Origin of the sequence: Demequina sp., assembly GCF_016278765.1 — a bacterium.
GTDB lineage: Bacteria > Actinomycetota > Actinomycetes > Actinomycetales > Demequinaceae > Demequina.
Genome location: NZ_JADQBE010000015.1, coordinates 31,408 through 51,843, shown reverse-complemented (window position 1 = coordinate 51,843; position 20,436 = coordinate 31,408). Strand labels below are relative to the sequence as shown.

Sequence of the window (20,436 nt, the reverse complement as noted above, 5' to 3'; positions counted from 1 at the left end):
GCCATCGTGTGTCCCGGTCAGGGTGCCCAGAGTCCGGGAATGCTCACCCCGTGGCTTGACATCGAGGACGTACGCACCGCGCTTGGCGAGTACTCCGAAGCCAGCGGACTGGATCTGGTGGAGCTTGGCACCACCGCCGACTCCGACACCATCCGCGACACGGCCGTTGCGCAACCACTGCTCGTGGCAACCGCACTGGCTACCTACTCTGCCCTTGGCGGCATCTCCCCCGCCGTCGTCGCCGGGCACTCCGTGGGAGAGTTTGCTGCAGCGGCCATCGCGAGGGTGCTGTCCCGTAAGGACGCAGTCGCGCTCGTCCGTGCACGCGGGCTCGCGATGGCGGAGGCCGCCGCGGCGAGCGAGGCAACCTCCATGGCGGCCGTACTCGGCGGCGCAGAGGATGAGGTTGCGAGCAAGTTGCTGGAGTGTGGGCTCACACCCGCCAACATGAACGGCGGCGGTCAGGTGGTGGCAGCAGGGTCGGCCAGCGCCATCGCGACCCTTGTTGCGGACCCGCCCGCCCGGGCGAGAGTGATCGAACTCCAGGTCGCGGGAGCCTTCCATACGGACTACATGCTGCCCGCAGTGCCGGTGCTGGAGGAGGCCGCTTCGGCCTACACCCGGCGCGACCCGGACATTGTCCTCCTCACCAACTCGGATGGCACCGTCGTGAAGACCGGCGACGATGCCGTGGCAGGTCTGGTGGCGCAGGTGGCGCGGCCGGTGCGGTGGGACAGGTGCATGGACGCCATGCTCCAACTGTGCGTCACCGGCATCATCGAACTCGCGCCTGGCGGCGTCCTGACGGGCCTCGCCAAGCGTGCCATGAAGGGCGTCCCCACCGTGGCGCTGAAGACCCCGGACGACCTCGCGGTCGCCCTTGAATTGGCAAGGAACACGGAATGACAGTCATGCGCACCACCAAGGGACCCGAGTATTCGCGCTTGAGCGGATTAGGCGTCTTTCGCGGCGAGAACTCCGTACCCAACGACGACATCATCGGGCCGATCGACTCGTCGGACGAGTGGATCCGCAAGATGACGGGCATCGCCACCCGGGTACGCGCCAATGCAGACACCACCGTGATCGACATGGCCGAAGCCGCCTCGCGGCAGGCCATCGAGCGCGCAGGTATCGAAGCCGACGAGGTCGACGCGGTGATCTTGTCGACCATCACGTTCCCCCACATCACTCCCGGCGGCGCGCCGGTCCTCGCAGATCGACTCGGCATCACTGCTGCCGCATTCGACATCTCCGCCGCCTGCGCGGGATATTGCTACGGCATCGGCCAGGCCGATTCACTCGTGCGCTCCGGCCAAGCACGCAACGTGCTCGTGGTGGGCGCGGAGAAGATGAGCGAGTTCATCGACCCCGCCGACCGCTCGATCTCATACTTGCTCGGAGACGCGGCAGGCGCGGTCGTCGTGGGCGCATCGGACACTCCCGCGATCGGTCCCACGGTGTGGGGCTCCGACGGCGCGGGCGCCCACCTGGTGCGCCAGACGGCGTCGTGGCTCGAATATCGGGATGTTCCGGGTACCGCGTTCCCCACGCTGTTCCAGGAGGGCCCCAGCGTGTACAAGTGGGCGTCGTTCAAGATGGCGCCCGTGGCGATGGAGGCGATGGAGGCGGCGGGCGTCACACCCGCCGACATCAATGCCTTCATCCCCCACCAGGCCAACATCCGCATCATCGATCAAATGGTCAAGCAGATCGGGCTTCCCGATCACGTCGCGATTGCCCGCGATATTGTCGACTCCGGCAACACGTCGGCCGCGTCGATCCCCTTGGCCACCGAACGTTTGCTGCGTGATGGCGACGTTCAATCCGGCGACCTCGCCCTGCAAATCGGCTTCGGCGCCGGCCTCGTATATGCCGCGCAGGTGGTGGTCCTGCCGTAGCGTAGGCGCCGACGGCACTAGTCTCGTTACTCGTTCCCCGCAAGCCCGATGCCGTCTGGCATCACCCAACCCAAGGAGAAAACCCCGATGGCCCTTTCTGAGCAGGAAGTACTCGCAGGTCTGGCTGACATCGTCGCTGAAGAGACCGGTCTTGACACCGGCGACGTTCAGCTCGAGAAGTCGTTCACCGACGACCTCGACATTGACTCGCTGTCGATGATGACGATCGTCACGCTCGCCGAAGAAAAGTTCGACGTCCGCATCCCGGACGAAGAGGTCAAGAACCTCGTCACCGTCGGCGACGCGGTGAGCTACATCACGACAGCGCAGGCCTAACCGGCCCCTGTCCCTACTCACACGCACACCTCGGAGGATCACCATGGCAGTGGTTGTCACTGGACTCGGTAGCACCACCCCGCTTGGCGGGGACGTGCCCAGCACGTGGCAGGCCGCGCTCGAAGGTCGTTCGGGCGTTCGCACGCTCGAGAACGACTGGGCGGAACTGTATGGGCTGCCCGTGACCTTCGCCGGTCAGATCGCCGTGCAGCCGAGCGAGGTCCTCGCTCGGCCCGAGATCAAGCGCATGGACCCCTCCGCGCAGTACGCGATCATCGCCACGCGGGAAGCGTGGAAGGACGCGGGCTCGCCGGAGGTGGATCCGGAACGTCTTGGCGCGGTCGTGTCGTCGGGTATCGGCGGCGTGTGGACCCTGTTGACGGCGTGGGACACGGTGAAGGAGAGGGGCGCCTCGCGCGTCCTTCCCCTCACCGTGCCCATGCTGATGCCTAACTCTCCCGTTGCCTATGTGGAGCTGGAGATCGGCGCCAAGGCGGGCGCGCACGCGCCCGTGTCTGCCTGCGCTTCGGGTGCTGAAGCCATCGGCATGGCGTTCGAGATGATCGAGTCCGGTCGCGCCGACATGGTGGTCGCCGGTGGCACGGAGGCCGCCATTCACCCGCTTCCGATTTCCGCCTTTGCGGCGATGCAGGCGCTATCCAAGCGCAACGACTCCCCCGCCACCGCGTCACGCCCTTACGACACGACGCGCGACGGCTTCGTTCTGGGCGAAGGCGCGGGCATCCTGGTTCTTGAGTCCGAGGAGCACGCCAAGGCTCGCGGTGCGCGCGTCTACGCGCGGCTCGTCGGTCTGGGGATGTCGTCCGATGCCCACCACATCGCCGCCCCAGACCCCTCAGGCGCGGGCCAAACCCGTGCGATGAAGTTAGCGCTTGAGCGCGCGGGCCTGAGCCCGTCGGACATCGTCCACGTGAATGCACACGCCACCTCCACGCCCGCGGGCGACATGGTCGAGGCGCGCGGCATTCGCAGCGTCATGGGTGCGCACGGCGACAACGTGTTGCTGAGCGCCACCAAGTCTATGACCGGTCACCTGTTGGGTGGGGCGGGCGCTGTCGAATCGGTCTTCACCATCAAGGCTCTTCAGGACCGCCTGGCGCCGCCGACGATCAACGTCGACAGCCCCGATCCCGAACTCGAGGTTGACCTGGTGCGCGACACGCCTCGTGCAATGCCAGCTGCCGGCGATCTCGCGGCCATCAACAACTCATTCGGCTTTGGCGGGCATAACGTCGCGCTGGTGTTCAGCACCCCATAGTTTCCGATGCCGGGGGGTGTGGTTGACGCCGACGAGGTTGGCCCGGCCTCTCGCGGTCACACGTGCTCAGATATGTCGCACTCGGACGCTACGAACCGGAGCGGCGAGCGATGCGCGGCATGTCGAGCGCGACTCCTCGCGAAACCCGGCGTGTCGCCTACCGAAATGGTTCGCGGCGTCAACGGAGGCGTGCGCGCGTGCCCCCGCGGCGGACGGGCCCCCAGTTAGCCGACTCGGTGCAACCAGCGCACCGGTGCGCCATGTCCGGCGTACCTGAACGGCTCAAGTTCCTCGTCCCACGCCGTTCCGAGCGCGAGATCCATGGAACGCTTGAAGTCTGCGGCCGTGCCGCCCGACTCCATGGCGGAGCGGATGCGGTCCTCCGGAACCACGATGTTGCCGTGGACGTCCGTCACGGCATGAAAGATGCCCAGGGAGGGCGTGTGCGACCACCGCGCACCGTCGCAACCGAACGATGGGTCCTCAGTCACCTCGTAGCGCAAGTGCTCCCAGCCGCGAAGCGCGGACGCGAGACGCGCGCCGGTGCCTTGGCGGCCCTGCCAGGCCACCTCTGTGCGGAACAGTTGGGCGCCTGCCGGCTGGTCGATCCAGTCGAAAGTGGCGCGCGAACCCAGCACGGACTGCGCCGCCCACTCGACGTGGGGGCACATCGCGCGGGTTGCTGAGTGTACGAAAAGAACACCACGGGCTATGGCAGCCATGACCCCTCCTTGTTGATAGGTGCGTCTTCCCCTACGACCTATCGAGGTGTCCGGTTACACCGGGTGTGTCTCTATGGTGCCTCAACGGGGCAAAAAGCACCAGCGAGACACGGCAGTGTGTCCCCGATGGCTGTGCCATTCGCGACCGGCTTGCCTTCGCACGCGCTGTGCCTTTCACGAGCGCCGTGCCACGCTGGTGGCGTGAGTGGCACAAACAAATCCGCCGATGTCGGCCTCCCCGAGGTCATGACCGTCGCTCAGATTCGGGCAGCCGAGGCTCGCACGATGGCACACACCCCGGAAGCCGCGCTGATGGACCGGGCCGCCCACGGCCTCGCCGCGGCATGCGCCGGGCTGCTCGAGCGTCGGGACATCGACGTCTCGGGAGCACAGATCGTGGTGCTTGCTGGCACCGGCAACAATGGCGGCGACGCGCTGCTGGCAGGCGCACGCCTGGCCGAGCTCGGCGCGGTCGTCACGGCAATCGGCGTGGGGGCCACCGCTCACCAGCGGGGCCTTGCGACCGCGCGCGCCGCTGGCGTGTCCTGGTGCCACGCAGACAGCCCACCTGGACTGGCGACAGCACTCGAGACCGTCACCGCGGCCGCCATGGTGATCGACGGCATCGCGGGCATCGGCTCGTCGCCGGGCCTCAGGGCGCCCGCGGACCGCATCGTCGAGGCGATACCGCCCCGGGCGATCGTCGTGGCCGTCGACGTGCCGTCGGGCTTTGACGCGGATAGCGGACAGGTGCCCAAGACCCACGTCGAGGCGGACCTCACGGTGACATTCACCGCGCGGAAGCCGTGCCTCGTGGAGCCGGAGGCCAGCCACTATGCGGGCGAGATCGTGGTGGTCGACGTGGGCGTCTCGCTTGACCGCTAGGACTCCATCTGCTCGCGAAGCTCGCGCATTGCGCTGCGCCGGACGTCCTTGCTCAGGCGGTCGATGAACAGCTTCCCGTTCAGGTGGTCAACCTCGTGGTTGACAAGGCGCGCCCAGATTTCCTCGCCCTCGACCACCACCTCGTTCCCCTCGATGTCCGTCCCCACCGCCTTGGCATAGGCCGGACGCTCGCACGGGTACCACAGACCCGGAACAGAGAGGCAGCCCTCGTCGCCAAGCGCCTGGTACTCCGAGTGGTTCTCGACGATCTCCGGGTTGAGCACATACCCCACGTCACCGTCGATGTTCCACGAGAAGGCGCGTAGCGAGACCCCGATCTGATTCGCGGCCAGCCCGGCGCGGCCCTCGTGGTTAACCGTCTCCAACAGGTCTTCAACCAACAAACGCACGCGGTCGTCCACCGTGGTGATGGGTTCACAGGGGGTACGCAGTACCGGATCGCCGACTACCCGAATTTCTCGCATTGCCATGGGCGCAATTCTGTCATGCATCGGGAGGCCTCTTGCTGGGGTGACGGCCCACACGGGCATCGCGTGCCAGGCTAGAGCCATGGAGCCAATCGATAGGCGTTGGGTCGCAGAGCGCTGGCCCGTCCCGACACGTGGTGACGACAAGTATTCACGAGGCGTGCTGGGCATCGTGGCAGGCTCCGAGGCCTACCCGGGCGCGGCCGCCCTCGTCGCCTCGGCCGCCGTGCGTGCCGGCATCGGCCTGGTCCGCTATGTGGGACCCCAGCGTGCACAAGACCTCGTGTTATCCATGAGGCCCGAGGTGGTGGTGCATGACTCCGACGAGGCGACCCAGCGGCTGCCGCGAGTCTCCGCGTGGGTGATTGGGCCGGGCGTGGCCGACCATCCGGGCCAGGATGCCGTCATCGGCGCTGTTCTCGCGTCGGGTGTGCCACTCGTGGTCGACGCCGGGGCCCTGGAGGCGTGCGCACGCGCCCGGGCCGCAGGAGACCGCCAGGCTCCACCTGACCGGGTCCTGATGACGCCGCACGCGCGGGAACTCGTGGCGACGTTGGGCGCAATGCGGCATGACATCACGGAACAGGATGTGGCACGCGACAGGGAGGCCCATGCGCGGCTGCTGGCAGAGACCGCCCGCGCAACGGTGCTCCTCAAGGGTTCCCCCACGCTGGTCGCTCCCCCGGGCGGAGCAGTGGTGACACTGCCGGATGCGCCGGCGTGGCTCGCGACTGCGGGCTCGGGGGACGTGCTCGCCGGGATCGCCGGGGCGCTGCTGGCTTCAGGGCTCAGCGCCCTGAACGCGGGCGTGGCCGCATCATGGATACACGCGAGGGCCGCAGAGGCCGCGTCGGGGGGCGGCCCGATCGCGGCCTTGGACATCGCCGATGCGGTGCCCGCCGTGGTCGCCGAACTCCTCCTCGAGGGTTCCTAACGAGCGCTAGACGGTAGTGAGGGCGAGCTTCACGCGGTCGCCCACAGTAAGTCCCTCTGCCTTCAACACCGCCCGCTTGATGGGCACCACGAAGGTGGCCGCCTCCTTCGACGGGAAAACGGAAGTGCGCCACGTCGTCCCACCTACTGTGACCTCGACCTTGACTGCGCCGAAGCCCCTGCGGGGCTCGGGCGCGGCATCCTCGATCTCGTCCGCGATGTCCTCGGGAAGGTTCACAAACACCCACGAGTCCGTCCGCGCGTCCCACAGATAGAGGTCGGCGCTGAAGCGGTACGTCATGCGTCGAGGCTACCGCGACGCGTGCTCACCTCAGGCGGAATGGCGAGGTTCCTGAGACAAACGCTCGAGCGGGGTTCGCATTCTTCCAGGGCGGTTTTGCCTCGCCGACTGAGCGACGAATCGGTGGGCAGGTGTCCAATTATCGCCATACATCGTGTCACGGCGAGGATCGCAAGACCCTCGCCCGCACGAGTGGCGCGCACCATCAGAATCGGTCAATCCGCGTCCGGAACTGGGGCGGGAACAAAGCACATGATTGTTCCAAGAACGCAATGGTTCTGTAACAATTGCGCGCTACGTTATGTCCGTCAACGGATCTGTGAGGGCCGTTGCAGAGGTCTTGTCCCCCCCTCCACAAAGACCGGGTTCGAGCATGACGCCCCCACCCCTCCCGTTCCGCCGCGCGAAGTTTGCCATCACGATCGCTGTGGTCGTGATAGTTGTTGGCACGTGGATCACTCTTGCCACGGCCGCCCCCAGTTGGGCCGCATCCGCGACCACCATCACTTCGCCAGTCGATGGCAGTACCCAGGTCAAGCGCGCAGTCATGGTGACGGGTACCGGAACTGTCGGAGACACGGTCATCGTCAAGGAAAATGGCGACGTCCTCTGCTCCGGTACGGTAAATCGCAAGGGCTTGTGGCGGTGCACGGTGCCAGCGTTGCCTCGCGGTCCGCACACGCTGTCCGTCTACAGCCAGCAGGACGAGACCACCTCCCCGATACGTGAACTCGTCGTGAAAATCGTCCACCCCGTCGTGCCAAGCCCTCCGCCCGTGGTCGACCCTCCGCCCGTGGTCGACCCTCCGCCCGTGGTCGACCCTCCGCCGCCGGTCGAAGAGCCCGCGACTCCGCCTCGTGAGGAAATCGGATTCTCGTTTCAGCCAACGACTGTCCAGTACGCAGCCGCGAGTTCCACGCACCTGGAGTGGTCGTTCGAGCTCCTGGACGAGCGCGGACAGCCCCTGGCGGGAAGCAACATCACCCCGGGGCAGCCGCTCGTCGTTTCGGCCACGGGCCTGCCCGAAGGAGCCACGGTCGTAGCCGAGGTGCACTCGACTCCGCAGTTCTTGGGATCCACCGTGATCGGGCAGGACGGAGTGCTCCAGTTGTCGGTCACGATTCCTCAGAACCTCGAAGAGGGCGCCCACGAGATTGTCCTCAACCTGAGCACGGCCGACGGCGTCACATCGACCCGGACGCAGGCTATTCGAGTCTTTCGGACGTCTGCGGTGATCAACGACCTTGGCTCCGGGGACGACGTCGAGCGGGTCACGGAATCGCGTGTCGAGTTCTCCGTCACAGGCAGACAGATCGACGGTGGAGAGGGAACCGAATCGCCGGGATGGTCCGAGACTGGCCCTCTGTCGAAGCTTCAGAGCTTTTCAGACGTGCCGTGGGGTGCCGTGATCTTGGGAACGGCCGGCTCGGTCGCTGTGGCCTTCATCCTGCTGGTAGCACTGCCCGCCGAACTTCTGCAGTCCACCATCGCGGCCAACTACACGCGCGCCTTCGGCTGGCTCGAACCGCTGCGTCGGCGCGCCAAGCGGTGGCGTGACGCGGTGCCGCGAGGCGTGCGTGACGGTCAGGTGGTGGGTCTGGGGACCGTTCTGGCGACGGCCTGGCTGCTCGGCTTTTCGGACCCGGAGTTTGGCTGGGACGGCGCCTCAATACGCACCTGGATCGCAACGTTCGCGGGCCTGTATGTGATCAACGTGGCGGTTTCGTCGGTGCTTCAGACTGTGGCGCGCGTGCGCTACGGGGTGGCAAGCCGCCTCGACCCCATGCCCGCCAGCCTGTTCATCGTGCTGGGCTCCGTCCTGGTCTCTCGTCTCGCGGGCATCGAGCCCGGATTCCTCTTCGGACTCGTGGTGGGTGTGACGTTCGCCGTCAGTCTGAAGCGGGTGGCCGAGGGCAAACTCGCTCTCCTGGGCGCAGTCCTCTTGATCTCGCTCGGCATAGGAGCCTGGATCCTCTACAGCCTCCTGGGTAGCGGAGACGGATTTATCCTCAACATCACCAAGGACACCCTCGCGGCCATCACCCTAGAGGCACTGAGTACTCTCCTCGTCATGCTCGCCCCATTCAGGTTCCTCGACGGCAAGGCCATCTGGGACTGGTCGCGCCGCGCCTGGTTGGCGATGTATGCCATCGCCGTCGCGGTCTTCACGCTTGTCGTGGTGCCGATGTCGGATAGCTGGGGCGACATGACCGCGCCACTGCTGGGCTGGTTGGGCCTGTTCACCCTCTTCGCACTGGTTTCGGTCGCGGTGTGGGCATACTTCCGGTTCGTGCCTTCGCGCAAGCAGGTCACCGAGCACGAAGATGCCGACGCTCGCGTCTAGCACGCGTAGGTGACGGCGGTGTGCGCCGCGCATTGCCTCGAAGGTGGGCCAGGTGGGGCTCGAACCCACGACCGACGGATTATGAGTCCGCTGCTCTAACCGGCTGAGCTACTGGCCCTTGGTGGTACGCCGATGCTAGTGGCGTATCTCGTACGCCGTTTCACCGTGCTGATGAGAATCGAGGCCCTGCTCCTCGCCTTCCGGTGTTACTCGCAGCCCCATAAAGGCTCGCAGTCCCATCGCGATGACCCAACTGGCGACGAACGCGAATGCCGAGATTACCAGCACGGCAACCGCCTGCTTTCCCAGTTGCGCCGCATCCCCCGCGTTGACCAATCCGACCGCCTGGGTACCGCCGCCGACGATGAGGCGGGCGAAGAACCCGACAAACAGCAATCCCAGCACCCCGCCCACATAGTTCACGGCGACCACGTCAAGCGCGTCGTCAAAGCGCCACCGAAACTTGACCCGAAGGGCCAGGAAGGACGCACCGCCCGCAAGGAAACCGAGCAGGAGCGACGCGAAGGGGTCCAAGAAACCTGCGGCCGGGGTGATGGCCACGAGGCCAGCAACCGCACCCGAGACGGCACCCCGGGACGTGGCCTTGCCGTTGAGTCGCTTCTCCAGCAGTAGCCAGCCGGAGACGGCGCCGACCGCCGCGAGATGGGTCGCCAGCACCGCCGACGCTGCGACACCGTTCGCGGACAAAGCCGAGCCCGCGGTCAGGCCAAGCCATCCCATCCACAGCAACAGGGCGCCCAGCAGCGTCAGCGGAAGACTGTGCGGCCGCATCGTGGACTCTTGCCAATGACGCCGCGGGCCGAGCACCAGGACGAGCGCCAGCGCCGACGCCCCCGCACTGACGCCCACCACGGTGCCTCCAGCGAAGTCGAGCACCCCCCACGCCACCATCCACCCGCCGGGTGCCAACGCCCAGTGCGTCACCACGGGAAACACGACCACCGACCACAGCGCGAGGAACGCGAGCATCGCGCCGAACTTCATCCTGTCGGCGGCAGCGCCGGTGATCACTGCCGCCGAGAACACCGCAAGCATCATCGTGAACATGGCGAAGGCGATGGGCGGAAAGTCAAGTCCCGCGAATATCGGCGACTCCCCAAGGCCCGCGAGGCCCGCATGGTCAAGGTTGCCGACGAAGCCGCCCAGAGCGTCGGGCCCGTACGCGAGGGAAAAGCCGACAAGCACCCACGTGACCGACACCGCCACGATCGCGCCCACGACGTACATCATCATCCCGAGCGCATTCTTGGAGCGCACCAGACCGGCGTAGAACAGCGCGAGGCCAACAATCATGAGCAGGACCAGCGCGGTGCACAGGATCATCCAGGCCGTGTCCCCGGCGTCGTACACGGGCGTCATTGCTTCCCCTTCATTGCGATGCGAAGTCAGGCTACCGTGCATGAACCTGAAGCCCAGATCGTGTAAGGTTTCTTCGGTTCGTGACGATGACATCGTCGCCGATCCCCTGTAGCTCAATTGGCAGAGCAGCCGACTGTTAATCGGCAGGTTCTTGGTTCGAGTCCAAGTGGGGGAGCGTGAAGGCGGGGCTAATCGCCCCGCAACGACCGGCGCTTGGCCTCCAACGCAATCATCTCAGCGAACAGTTTCTGAGCCTCGTCGGTGCCAGCACCCGCGCGCTGCATCGCCCCTCGCAAGTCGCCGATCCGGCGCGTCAGATGCCCATCCAGAACCTTGGCCATCACGGAACCGCCGTACACGCCCAGCGTGTCGGCCTTGTCGTGGGGCAACGGGGTCACCGCGAGCTCGTTGACGATGCCGGCGAGGTCTTCCCCCGCCTCCTGAATCACCTGCGCGACCCAGTCGTGGCCCGCCGCTCGCACGCCACCCGCCGCTGCGATGGCGGAGAAGATGGCGCGGTACTGCGGGACGGCGAACGCTTCGGCGACCAGGTCGTCGGCGACCTGCAAGGCGCTGGGAACCGCGCGAATCGCGTCGGGTGCTTGGAGCAGCGCGCCCAAGGACAGCGCCTCGGCGCGCGCCATCGGGTCGCGGCGATCCGGGCGCGCGCGGTGTGATGCGGATGGCGCGCCCTGCCCCTGGTCTGCAGAAGTGGGGCGCTGCGACGTGGAACCCGCCCTGGTGACGGCCGCCAACACCGTGTCGGTGTCCATGCCGAGCCACCCCGCCAAGCGGCGCCCATATTCGGGTCGCAGCGCGGAGTCGCGCAGCCGCGCCACCACCGGAGCGGCCGAGCGCAAGGCGGTCACGCGGCCTTCGGGAATGTTGAGGTCATGGCCGGCCAGCGTGGTCTTGATGACAAACTCAAACAGGGGCACGCGCGCCTCGAGCAGCGCCCTCACCGCCTCGTCACCGCGCTGTTGACGCAGATCACACGGGTCCAGGCCGTCGGGATCGACCGCCACGAACGTCTGGGCCAAGAACTGTTGGTCCAGATTGAAGGATTTCAGCGCGGCGTTCTGGCCCGCCTCGTCTCCGTCAAAGGTGAAGACCACCTTGGCGCGCATCCCGCCGACCTTGATCTGTGCTCCGCCCGTGTCGCCCATGAGACGCCGCACAATCTTGACGTGCTCCTCGCCAAAAGCAGTACCGCACGTCGCGACGGCGTTCTTGACCCCGGCCAGGTGGCACGCCATGACGTCGGTGTACCCCTCGACCACCACGGCGGTCCTGTCGGTGCGGATGGCGCCCTTGGCAAGGTCGATCCCGTACAACACCTGGGTCTTCTTGTAGAGCTGGGTCTCCGGGGTGTTGAGGTACTTGGGGCCCTGATCGTCCTCGAGAAGGCGACGCGCGCCGAATCCGATGACCTCGCCCATCACATCCCTGATGGGCCACACGAGTCGGCCGCGAAAACGGTCGTAGAGTCCGCGCTGTCCCTCGGAAAACAGTCCGGTCGCCTGGAGCTCAGGCTCCGCGAAGTTGCGGCCGCGCAAGTGGTCAAGCAACGCCGACCATCCTTGGGGCGCATAGCCGACGCCGAACTCCTCGGCGGCGTCCTTGTCAAAACCGCGCCCCGTCAGGAAGTCGCGGCCGATCGCGGCCTCGGGACTGGTGAGGGCCTCCCGGTAGAACTCCGCGGCAAGGCGATGCGCCTCGAGCAGCCGCGCGCGCTGAGGGCCGGACGGCTCGGTACGCTGGCCGCCCGCCTCGTAGCGCAACTCCACGCCCGCCCTGGGCGCCAAGTACTCCACCGCCTCGACAAAGCTCATGCCGTCGAGCTTCATGATGAAGTCGATGACGTCGCCGCCCTCACCGCAGCCGAAGCAGTGATAGCGGCCCACGCCCGGCCGGACGTGGAACGACGGAGAGCGCTCATCGTGAAAGGGGCACAGCCCCCGCATGGAGCCGACCCCAGCGGGCTTGAGGGTGACGTGCTCACCCACGATCTGTTCGATCGGTGCACGCTCTCTCACGGACGCTACGTCGTCCCTGTTGATCGTGCCAGCCATGGGTCACACTCTAAGCCCGATGCGCCCTCGCTTCGTAGGTAGGCTAGGCAACGGCGACGAGAGGAGACGCGCGTGAGGGTCGATGCCTTCCTTGCCGATTCGGCAGAGGTGGTCAACAACAAGATCTACGCCCTGGGCGCGGGGTGGAACACGGTCTTTGTGCGCTCCTTCCCGGCGGTGCACCGGCGACTCGCGGTGGCCGCCGTGGTGCACGTTCCGTTTACCGACACGAACGTTTCGCACCGCTTTGAACTGCGGCTCGTCACGGAAGACGGCAAGCCGTATCCCGTGGGTGTGCGCATGGGTGAAGACGGCAAGCCGGAGGCTATTCAAGCCCTTGGCGGCGAGTTCACGCTCGGCAGGCCGCCGATGCTGGTGGACGGCGACGAGCAAGTCGCGTGCTTTGCCTTTGCCATCGACGGAATGCGCTTCTCCGAGGCCACCAAGTTCTCGTGGGTTATCTCCGTGGACGGCAAAGAGGAAGCGCGCCTGCCCATGCGCGTTCAGCTCGCTCAGCAGCAATGACCGCATATCTCAACGCCGTCTACCCGGCGATGCTGGTCGCGACCGCCGTGCTCTTTGTGGTCGGGGCGGTGACCCTCGCCTGGATTCACGCGCACCGTGCGCTGCAGTGGGTGGTGACCGGGTTCTACGTGGTGACGTTCGTCGAGGTCTTGACGATTCTTGCCGCAATCTTCGGTGGCGGCGTCCCCATCGTGATCACCGTCGGCTACCTGCTCGCCGCCGTCGCACTCCTGCCGCTGCTCGGCATCAGTCGCCTCGGCCTGCCGGATGCGGACGACCCAGACCCTCATCGCCCTGTGCTGCAACGGGACCAGATGGCGCGCGTCGACGCCGTGGCCGCCATGATCATCGCCGTGGCCGCGGCGGTGGTGGCGTGGCGGTTGGCCTCAATCTTCCATGGAGTCCTGTGAATCCCCTCGCCCGCATCGGGCTGATCGTCTCATACGCAGTGTTGGCCCTCGCGGCGCTCGGACGCTCGTCCTACCAAATCTCCACAAAGTTCGCCGACGCGCCCTTGGCGTACTCCGTCTCCGCGCTATCGGCCATCCTCTACGCGGTCATCGCGATCGCCTTGTGGAAGGGCCGCCACCGCATCGCCCTGATCGGCACGTCGATCGAGTTGGCGGGAGTGCTGATCGTCGGCACGCTCGGCTACATCGAGTCCTCGTGGTGGCCCGACCAGACGGTGTGGACGGGCTACGGCTCCGCGTACGGCTGGGTTCCGCTGGTGCTTCCGATACTCGCCCTGTGGGCGCTGCTACGGGCGCGTCGCGCCCACCTAGCATCGTCAGGAGACGGCGCTTAGGGCTTGCCCCGCTTGGGCCTCACCACAAACTTGTGGTGCCAGTCGTATGCCGACTTGTCCGTGAGCGACGCCACCTGATCGACCGCCACCCGCAGCCTGCCCGCGTCGTCGGTGCAATCCGACCAGGACACCGCGAAATGTGGCTCCAGGGCGTCGGCGCCGCGCGCCGCCAACGCCGCGACAAGGTCGATGAGGCGTTCGCGTTGCGCCTTGTACGACGGCTTGCGCTCGCGCGGGGCCATGAGGAAGTGCACGGCCACGCCCTTGAGCAACAGGATCTCGGCGGCGGTCTCATCCGGAATCACCAACCGCGCCGCGTGCCGCGTGAACGGGCCCTCGCCATACTCGGCGCGCGTGGCGTCGGCGATCGACGACACCATTTGCCCGATGAGTTGGCTCGTCATGTCCTTGAGGCCTGCCAGGGCGCGGTGAGAGCCGTCGTAGGCGTCCATCCACCACGGTTGGGCGCGTAGCCTGTCGAGCGCCCCCACCACTGCGTCCTCGTCGCCCCTGCCGTACCACTCGCGCACGTGGGCCGCCACGGCCTGCGCCCGGCCAGCGTCGCGAAGCGTGCTCAGCGCGACGCCGTTGTGCACCACCGCATCCTCGACATCATGCACGGAGTATGCGATATCGTCCGCGACGTCCATGACCTGGGCCTCGAAGCTGGGGGAACGGTCCGGCGCTCCCTTGCGAAGCCATGTGAAGACCTCGAGGTCGTCCTCGTAGACGCCGAACTTTCGCGTCGGCTTGCCGTCGGCGCGAAGAGGGGTCGCGTTTTCGCGCCACGGATACTTGATGCCCGCGTCAAGGGTGGCGCGGGTGAGGTTGAGGCCCACGCTGTCTCCCGTGACCGGGTGGACGGACTTGGGCTCGAGCCGCGACACGATCCTCAGCGTCTGGGCGTTGCCCTCAAAGCCGCCGATGTCCTTGGCCGCAAAGTCGAGCGCCCGCTCGCCGTTGTGGCCAAACGGGGGGTGTCCCAGGTCATGCGCCAGGCACGCGGCGTCCACCACATCGGGGTCGCACCCGAGCTGTTTGCCCAGCCCCCGCCCCACCTGAGCCACCTCAAGACTGTGGGTGAGGCGGGTGCGCACAAAGTCGCCACTGCCCGCACCGAGGATCTGAGTCTTCGCGCCAAGGCGGCGCAGCGCGCTCGAATGGACGATGCGCGCCCGGTCCCGCTCGAACGAGGTTCTATCCGCCTGCTTGGGCGGCTCGTCGACGAATCTCTCGGTGTCGAACGGGCCGTAGCCTGCGGGAAGGGAAGTCACTCTGTGATGCTATAGCGCGCCTCGGCGTCGGGATTGCGTGTGAGCGAACCGTCAGCCGCCGGATACGGACAGCTCGGCCTCACGCAGCCGCAACTCCAGGTCCGGGGTGATGTCCTGCGTGTCGAGCCAGCCGTCGGGGCACGCGGGCTTGCGTGCAGTGCCTTGGCGGCCGCGCGGCCCTTCGGCATCGGGCCCAGGGAACGGTGAGTCGAGATCCATCTCGTCGAGAATTCCGCGCAACTGCGACAACGACTCGACCAGGCCGAGGCGCCTACGCACCTCTCCTCCCACCGGGTATCCCTTGAGATACCAGGCAATATGCTTGCGGATCTCGCGCATGGCGCGGTTCTCGTCGTCGTCGAAGTGCGTCACCATCAGCTGTCCATGGCGGAAGATCGTGTCCGCGACGTGCCGCAGGTCCGGCTGCACGCGCTCCGGACGGCCCTCAAAGGCCGCCTGCAGGTCGGCGAAGAGCCACGGGCGACCCATGCAGCCGCGCCCCACGACGACGCCGTCGCAACCGGTCTGCTCGACCATCTCCAGCGCGTCCTCGGCCGCCCAGATGTCGCCGTTGCCCAGCACCGGAATCGAGGTGACGGCGTCCTTGAGCCGCGCGATGGCCTCCCAGTCGGCGTGGCCCGAGTAGTAGTCGGCTGCCGTCCGGGCGTGCAGCGCCACCGCGGCGACGCCTTCGCGCTCGGCCATGCGGCCCGCATCGAGATAGGTGAGGTGGTCGTCGTCCACGCCCTTGCGCATCTTGACGGTGACCGGCACGTCGAACTTGGAGGCCTCACGGACCGCGGCGCGCACGATGTCACGGAACAGGTCCCGCTTCCACGGGAGTACCGCTCCCCCGCCCTTGCGGGTCACTTTGGGCACCGGGCAGCCGAAGTTCATGTCGATGTGGTCGGCACGATCCTCCTCCACGAGGATCCTGACGGCCGCGCCGATGGTCGCCGGGTCCACGCCGTAGACCTGAACCGAGCGCGGCGTCTCGTCGGGATCGTGCGCGATGATGCGCATGCTCTCCGGCGAACGCTCCACGAGTGCGCGGGACGTCACCATCTCCGCCACGTAGAGTCCCCCGCCGTGCTCCCTGCAGAGGCGCCTGAAGGCGGCGTTGGTGATGCCCGCCATGGGCGCCAGGATCACGGGCGTCTCGACCGTCAGGCGACCGATGTGGAGCGGCGGCAGCAGCCTGGAGGCGCTCTCTGTCGTGGCGGTCATATGCACCATTGTCGCCGATGCGGCGTGGTGAGTCGCGCGCCCACGTCACGCAGCGGGAGACCCTCGGCTGGCGAGAGAGCGCGCCCCCGGAATCGGCGCGGAACTGGAGGCGTGGCATGCAAGGGTTCATGCGTGGGATCAACCTGGGCGGCTGGCTGTCGCAGTACGCGGAGTACGACCACGCGCACTTCCGCGCCTTCGTCACCGAGAGCGACATCGCGCAGATCGAATCCCGGGGCCTCGACCACGTGCGGCTCCCCGTCGACTACCCCGTCCGCGGCCTCGCGAACCTCGTGGAGTTCCTGGAACTCGCCGACGACGCGCCGTCGGCAGGAGGGCCACGTTGTGCACCCACTCGGCGCGCACGCGCACCACGACGGCCGCTTGGCCCCGCGCCTAGGGCCACGCATACCTCCGCTAGCCGAGCGACAGGTGCAGTCGCAGCGCGTCGTCAAGTTGCCGCATGGTCGCGGAGCCGAGCGTCCCGAGCTGGCGAACCATGCGCCCCGGCGCGATCGCCCGCACCTGTTCCGCCTGAATCTTGGAGTCCCGGTCAAGGGGAGAGTCCGCGGCCGCGACGAGCACCTGGAAGGGCCAGACGCTCGCGATGTTCGAGGTCACGGGCGCCACGGTCACGACGCCCTCACCGGTGCGCGCGGCTGCCGCGTTGCTCCCGTCGTTCGACACAATGACGCACGGGCGCACCTTGCTCGCCTCCGACCCACGCACAGGCTCGAGGTCGACGAGCCACACCTGCCCGCGCCTCATTCGGCGATTCCGTCCCCTGACGTGGCGTCCCAGTCCGCGTACTCGCCGCGGCTCTCGAGGAAAGCCTCCATGTAGGCCTCGACGAGCGACTGCTCACGGAGCACCTTCACGGCCTCTTGCAGCGCGGCTGACCTGGAGTCGAGCGCGCGTTCCTTGGCGAGCGCGTCGAGGAACGCGACGTCGTCGTCGGGAAGGCTGACCGAGAGCTTCATAGCCCCATACTACTTCGGGTAATACCTCGGTGCTACCCCGATTCGCGCTACGCCCCGACGACCCGCTCGGCGCGGTAGCCCTTGGCGAGGTAGCCCTTGGCGCGGTAGCCCTTGGCGAGGTAGCCCTTGGCGAGGTTTTGCGCGGTGGGCTTCAGCGCGTCGGTCTTGGACAGCGGCCACACCGCTGCCCTCACGGGCGGGAGCGGTCACGGCCCGCAAGGGGACGCGATCCGTATCGACACCATGGTGCGCCTGATCAGGGACGTCCAGACGACCGCTCGCGTAGACGAACCGTTTTCGCGGCCTCGCCTAAGCCCGCGAAATCGGCGCCGCAGAGCCCTCAACGACTGCCCCACGGCCCGCGACCACGAGGGCGCCGATGGCCGTGGTGAGTGGCACAGCCAACACCAGCCCAATCGAGCCAACGAGAGTGCGGACAACCTCCTCGGCAATGTCGGAGGACGTGAGGGTGAAACCCAGGCTGGTGCCGTACAGCGAGATGAACATGAGGGTGGGTAGCGCGGCCCCCACATAGGCGAAGGCGATCGTGTAGACGGTGGAGGCGATGTGATCGCGGCCGATGCGCATGCCGCGAGAGAACAGTTGCGTCCACGCGAGGTCGGGGCGAGCGGAGCGCAGTTCCCAGACCGCCGACGCCTGGGTGACCGTGACGTCGTTGAGTACGCCGAGCCCGGCTAGGACGATGCCGCACAGCAGGATCCCCTGCAACGAGACGCCGCGCGAGAAGAACTCGAGATGCGTGCGGTCTTCGCTCCACAGTCCATTGAGATGGGAGGCATCGACGGCCCACCAGGCAAGCACGGTCGTGACCGCAAGGCCCGCCAGGGTTCCCAGATACGCCGTGGTGGTTCGCGCATTGGGACCATGCGCCATATACAGCAACGCGAACAACGCCCCAGAGCCCGTCACCAGGCCGATGACAAGCGGGTTTCCGCCATCAAAGAGTGCCGGAATCGTGAAGAAGAACACCACACCGAAAGCGGCGATGAGACCCAGCAGCGCACCAAGGCCCCGCCAGCGAGCGATCACGAGCACCACGATCACGTACACGATGAACAGGGCGAGCATCGGGCTGCCCCGCTCGAAGTCGGAGAAGCCCAGCTCGCCCGTGGGAAGTTCGAGTGCCCGCACCTTGTCGCCGGGATGGAGCACGATGGTGGGGTCGTCGAGCGTGGCGATCGGCCTGACGCCAATCTCTTCCTCGCCCTTGACGATGGCGGTCGCCGAGCCGTCGTCCGCGACCGTTTCGATCGTGGCGGTCACCCACTCAGACCCCTCCCCCAAGGAGTCGAGCGAGCCTCGAAAGCTGAAATCGTTTGGCCACACCGCCGCCGCGCCCCACAGGGTGACAAAGAGGACGACGCCCACGATCACGCTCAGTATCGTGGAGGTGCGCTCGGAGGCTCGCGGCGGGGAGTCGTGACCCTGACCGCCGCTCACGTCAGTCGCCCCCACCTTCGCCTAGGCGCCAATGAGCCGCTCGGCGAGGTACCCCCTCACGTTCGAGAGGCTCACCCGCTCCTGCTGCATCGTGTCGCGGTCGCGGATGGTCACAGCCTGATCCTCAAGGGTCTCAAAGTCGACGGTGATGCAGAATGGCGTTCCGACCTCATCCTGACGGCGGTAGCGCTTTCCGATCGACTGGGTTTCGTCGTAGTCGACGGTCCAGGCGCCGCGCAATTCCTTGGCGAGGTTCTGTGCGGTGGGCTTGAGCGCGTCGGTCTTGGACAACGGCAACACTGCAGCCTTGACGGGAGCGAGCCGGCGGTCGAGCTTGAGGACCGTGCGGGGCTCGGTGCCTCCCTTGGCGGTCGGCACCTCTTCGTCGGTGTACGCCTCCGTGAGGAACGCCATCAGCGAGCGCGTCAGGCCGGCCGCGGGCTCGATCACATACGGCGTGTACCGCTCGTTGGTGGCTGGATCCAGGTAGGACAGGTCCTTGCCCGAGTGCTCGGAGTGCGTCGTGAGGTCGAAGTCCGTGCGATTGGCGATGCCCTCAAGCTCGCCGAACTCGCTGCCCTGGAATCCAAAGCGGTATTCGATGTCCACCGTTCGCTTCGAGTAGTGGGACAACTTCTCTTGCGGGTGTTCGTACAGCCGCAGGTTCTCGGGGCTCAGGCCAAGATCCGTGTACCACTCCATGCGAGTGTCAATCCACTGCTGGTGCCAGTCCTCGTCGGTGCCGGGCACCACAAAGAACTCCATCTCCATCTGCTCGAACTCGCGGGTCCGGAAGATGAAGTTCCCTGGAGTGATCTCGTTGCGGAAGCTCTTCCCGATCTGGGCGATGCCGAACGGGGGCTTCACGCGCGACGTGCGCATGACATTCTCGAAGTTCACGAAGATGCCTTGGGCGGTCTCGGGACGCAGATAATGCAGCCCGGACTCGTCTTGGGTCACACCCAGATAGGTCTTGAGCAGGCCGTTGAACATCTTCGGCTCGGTCCACTGGCCACGGGTGCCGCAACTGGCGCACGCGATCTCGTCCAGGCCGCCCTTGGGCGCGCGGCCCTTCTTCTCCTCAAACTCCTCGATCAGGTGATCCTCGCGGTAGCGCTTGTGGCACTGCTGGCATTCGACAAGCGGGTCCACGAACGCCTGAAGGTGGCCCGAGGCCTCCCACACCTGGGTGGGCAGGATGACGGAGGAGTCGATCCCGACGATGTCGTCGCGCGAGTCGACCATGGCACGCCACCATTGGCGCTTGATGTTGTCCTTGAGTGCGGTGCCGAGTGGCCCGTAGTCCCACGCGGACCGGGTGCCGCCGTAGATCTCGCCCGCAGGGAACACGAAGCCGCGTCGCTTGGCGAGTGAGATCACGTTGTCGAGTCGGCTGGCATTGGCCACGAGTGCACTCCTGAAAAGGTGAAAGGAACGCGCCAAGTCTAGCGATCAGATGCGGGGCCAAGGCGCATCGGCCTCTCCCAACCCCTGCTCGCCCTAATTGACAATGATTATCACTA

Annotated in this window: 22 protein-coding genes and 2 tRNA genes; 11 read left to right on the top strand and 13 right to left on the bottom strand. The window is 66.7% G+C overall.

Annotation, left to right across the window (positions count from 1 at the left end):
- The first annotated feature begins 3 nt into the window (after positions 1-3).
- The 4 genes from QZZ29_RS02850 (at position 4) to fabF (ending at position 3,516) form a co-directional block, all read left to right on the top strand.
- A complete protein-coding gene (locus QZZ29_RS02850; RefSeq protein WP_291381212.1) occupies positions 4-906 on the top strand; it encodes an ACP S-malonyltransferase in 903 nt (300 codons plus the stop codon).
- Positions 903-1,901, top strand: a complete 999-nt coding sequence (locus QZZ29_RS02845; protein WP_291381210.1) for a beta-ketoacyl-ACP synthase III — start codon at positions 903-905, stop codon at positions 1,899-1,901. Before QZZ29_RS02850 ends, QZZ29_RS02845 begins: the two co-directional genes overlap by 4 nt.
- A gap of 87 nt (positions 1,902-1,988) precedes the next feature.
- Positions 1,989-2,237 (top strand): acyl carrier protein, encoded by a 249-nt coding sequence (locus QZZ29_RS02840; protein ID WP_291381208.1) that lies wholly within the window; start codon positions 1,989-1,991, stop codon positions 2,235-2,237.
- A 43-nt stretch (positions 2,238-2,280) separates the two neighbouring features.
- Complete coding sequence (gene fabF, locus QZZ29_RS02835; RefSeq protein ID WP_291381207.1) at positions 2,281-3,516, top strand: beta-ketoacyl-ACP synthase II; 1,236 nt, start codon at positions 2,281-2,283, stop codon at positions 3,514-3,516.
- 224 nt (positions 3,517-3,740) lie between these two features.
- On the opposite strand, the gene QZZ29_RS02830 is transcribed toward fabF, so the two are convergent.
- A complete protein-coding gene (locus QZZ29_RS02830) occupies positions 3,741-4,238 on the bottom strand; it encodes a DUF3145 domain-containing protein (protein WP_291381206.1) in 498 nt (165 codons plus the stop codon).
- A gap of 201 nt (positions 4,239-4,439) precedes the next feature.
- On the opposite strand from QZZ29_RS02830, the gene QZZ29_RS02825 reads away from it, so the two are divergent.
- Positions 4,440-5,123, top strand: coding sequence for an NAD(P)H-hydrate epimerase (locus tag QZZ29_RS02825; RefSeq protein WP_291381205.1), 684 nt, complete (start codon positions 4,440-4,442; stop codon positions 5,121-5,123).
- Here the strand turns inward: QZZ29_RS02825 and def are convergent.
- The gene (gene def, locus QZZ29_RS02820; RefSeq protein WP_291381204.1) at positions 5,120-5,614 is read right to left on the bottom strand and encodes a peptide deformylase; all 495 of its coding nucleotides are present in this window, start codon (positions 5,612-5,614) and stop codon (positions 5,120-5,122) included. The genes QZZ29_RS02825 and def overlap by 4 nt on opposite strands.
- Before the next feature lie 79 nt (positions 5,615-5,693).
- On the opposite strand from def, the gene QZZ29_RS02815 reads away from it, so the two are divergent.
- Positions 5,694-6,545, top strand: coding sequence for an NAD(P)H-hydrate dehydratase (locus QZZ29_RS02815; RefSeq protein WP_291381202.1), 852 nt, complete (start codon positions 5,694-5,696; stop codon positions 6,543-6,545).
- A 6-nt stretch (positions 6,546-6,551) separates the two neighbouring features.
- Here QZZ29_RS02815 and QZZ29_RS02810 read toward each other — a convergent pair whose 3' ends face one another.
- On the bottom strand, positions 6,552-6,845 hold the full coding sequence (locus QZZ29_RS02810; protein ID WP_291381201.1) for a DUF1905 domain-containing protein: 294 nt from the start codon (positions 6,843-6,845) through the stop codon (positions 6,552-6,554).
- A 373-nt stretch (positions 6,846-7,218) separates the two neighbouring features.
- Between QZZ29_RS02810 and QZZ29_RS02805 the strand changes: the two genes are divergently transcribed.
- Complete coding sequence (locus tag QZZ29_RS02805; protein WP_291381199.1) at positions 7,219-9,189, top strand: FGLLP motif-containing membrane protein; 1,971 nt, start codon at positions 7,219-7,221, stop codon at positions 9,187-9,189.
- Between the two features lie 44 nt (positions 9,190-9,233).
- Here the strand turns inward: QZZ29_RS02805 and QZZ29_RS02800 are convergent.
- Both QZZ29_RS02800 and QZZ29_RS02795 read right to left on the bottom strand, forming a co-directional pair.
- A tRNA-Ile gene (locus QZZ29_RS02800) sits at positions 9,234-9,307 on the bottom strand.
- Positions 9,308-9,324: 17 nt separating this feature from the next.
- Complete coding sequence (locus QZZ29_RS02795) at positions 9,325-10,569, bottom strand: ammonium transporter (protein ID WP_291381198.1); 1,245 nt, start codon at positions 10,567-10,569, stop codon at positions 9,325-9,327.
- Positions 10,570-10,671: 102 nt separating this feature from the next.
- Here QZZ29_RS02795 and QZZ29_RS02790 point away from each other — a divergent pair.
- Positions 10,672-10,744: transfer RNA gene (locus tag QZZ29_RS02790), tRNA-Asn, on the top strand.
- A gap of 13 nt (positions 10,745-10,757) precedes the next feature.
- Here QZZ29_RS02790 and dnaG read toward each other — a convergent pair.
- Positions 10,758-12,641, bottom strand: coding sequence for a DNA primase (dnaG, locus tag QZZ29_RS02785; RefSeq protein ID WP_291381197.1), 1,884 nt, complete (start codon positions 12,639-12,641; stop codon positions 10,758-10,760).
- Positions 12,642-12,713: 72 nt separating this feature from the next.
- Here dnaG and QZZ29_RS02780 point away from each other — a divergent pair, with 72 nt between their 5' ends.
- From QZZ29_RS02780 to QZZ29_RS02770, 3 genes are read left to right on the top strand one after another with little or no spacing between them, the layout of a single operon-like run.
- On the top strand, positions 12,714-13,166 hold the full coding sequence (locus QZZ29_RS02780) for a hypothetical protein (protein WP_291381195.1): 453 nt from the start codon (positions 12,714-12,716) through the stop codon (positions 13,164-13,166).
- Positions 13,163-13,576 carry a hypothetical protein gene (locus QZZ29_RS02775; RefSeq protein ID WP_291381193.1) on the top strand — a complete coding sequence of 138 codons (414 nt, stop codon included), beginning with the start codon at positions 13,163-13,165 and terminating at the stop codon, positions 13,574-13,576. Before QZZ29_RS02780 ends, QZZ29_RS02775 begins: the two co-directional genes overlap by 4 nt.
- Positions 13,573-13,971, top strand: a complete 399-nt coding sequence (locus tag QZZ29_RS02770) for a hypothetical protein (RefSeq protein ID WP_291381192.1) — start codon at positions 13,573-13,575, stop codon at positions 13,969-13,971. Before QZZ29_RS02775 ends, QZZ29_RS02770 begins: the two co-directional genes overlap by 4 nt.
- Here the strand turns inward: QZZ29_RS02770 and QZZ29_RS02765 are convergent.
- The 7 genes from QZZ29_RS02765 to QZZ29_RS02735 form a co-directional block, all read right to left on the bottom strand.
- Complete coding sequence (locus tag QZZ29_RS02765) at positions 13,968-15,245, bottom strand: deoxyguanosinetriphosphate triphosphohydrolase (RefSeq protein WP_291381190.1); 1,278 nt, start codon at positions 15,243-15,245, stop codon at positions 13,968-13,970. The genes QZZ29_RS02770 and QZZ29_RS02765 overlap by 4 nt on opposite strands.
- A gap of 51 nt (positions 15,246-15,296) precedes the next feature.
- Positions 15,297-16,472, bottom strand: coding sequence for a tRNA dihydrouridine synthase DusB (gene dusB, locus QZZ29_RS02760; RefSeq protein ID WP_291381188.1), 1,176 nt, complete (start codon positions 16,470-16,472; stop codon positions 15,297-15,299).
- Between the two features lie 417 nt (positions 16,473-16,889).
- Positions 16,890-17,240 (bottom strand): type II toxin-antitoxin system PemK/MazF family toxin, encoded by a 351-nt coding sequence (locus QZZ29_RS02755; protein ID WP_291381187.1) that lies wholly within the window; start codon positions 17,238-17,240, stop codon positions 16,890-16,892.
- Positions 17,237-17,452, bottom strand: a complete 216-nt coding sequence (locus QZZ29_RS02750) for a ribbon-helix-helix domain-containing protein (protein ID WP_291381186.1) — start codon at positions 17,450-17,452, stop codon at positions 17,237-17,239. Before QZZ29_RS02750 ends, QZZ29_RS02755 begins: the two co-directional genes overlap by 4 nt.
- Positions 17,453-17,499: 47 nt before the next feature.
- Positions 17,500-17,646, bottom strand: coding sequence for a hypothetical protein (locus tag QZZ29_RS02745; protein ID WP_291381185.1), 147 nt, complete (start codon positions 17,644-17,646; stop codon positions 17,500-17,502).
- A gap of 115 nt (positions 17,647-17,761) precedes the next feature.
- Positions 17,762-18,913 (bottom strand): YibE/F family protein, encoded by a 1,152-nt coding sequence (locus QZZ29_RS02740; protein ID WP_291381184.1) that lies wholly within the window; start codon positions 18,911-18,913, stop codon positions 17,762-17,764.
- Positions 18,914-18,934: 21 nt separating this feature from the next.
- Entirely contained in the window at positions 18,935-20,320 is a 1,386-nt protein-coding gene (locus QZZ29_RS02735) for a glycine--tRNA ligase (protein WP_291381182.1), read from the bottom strand.
- Between the last annotated feature and the right edge of the window lie 116 nt (positions 20,321-20,436).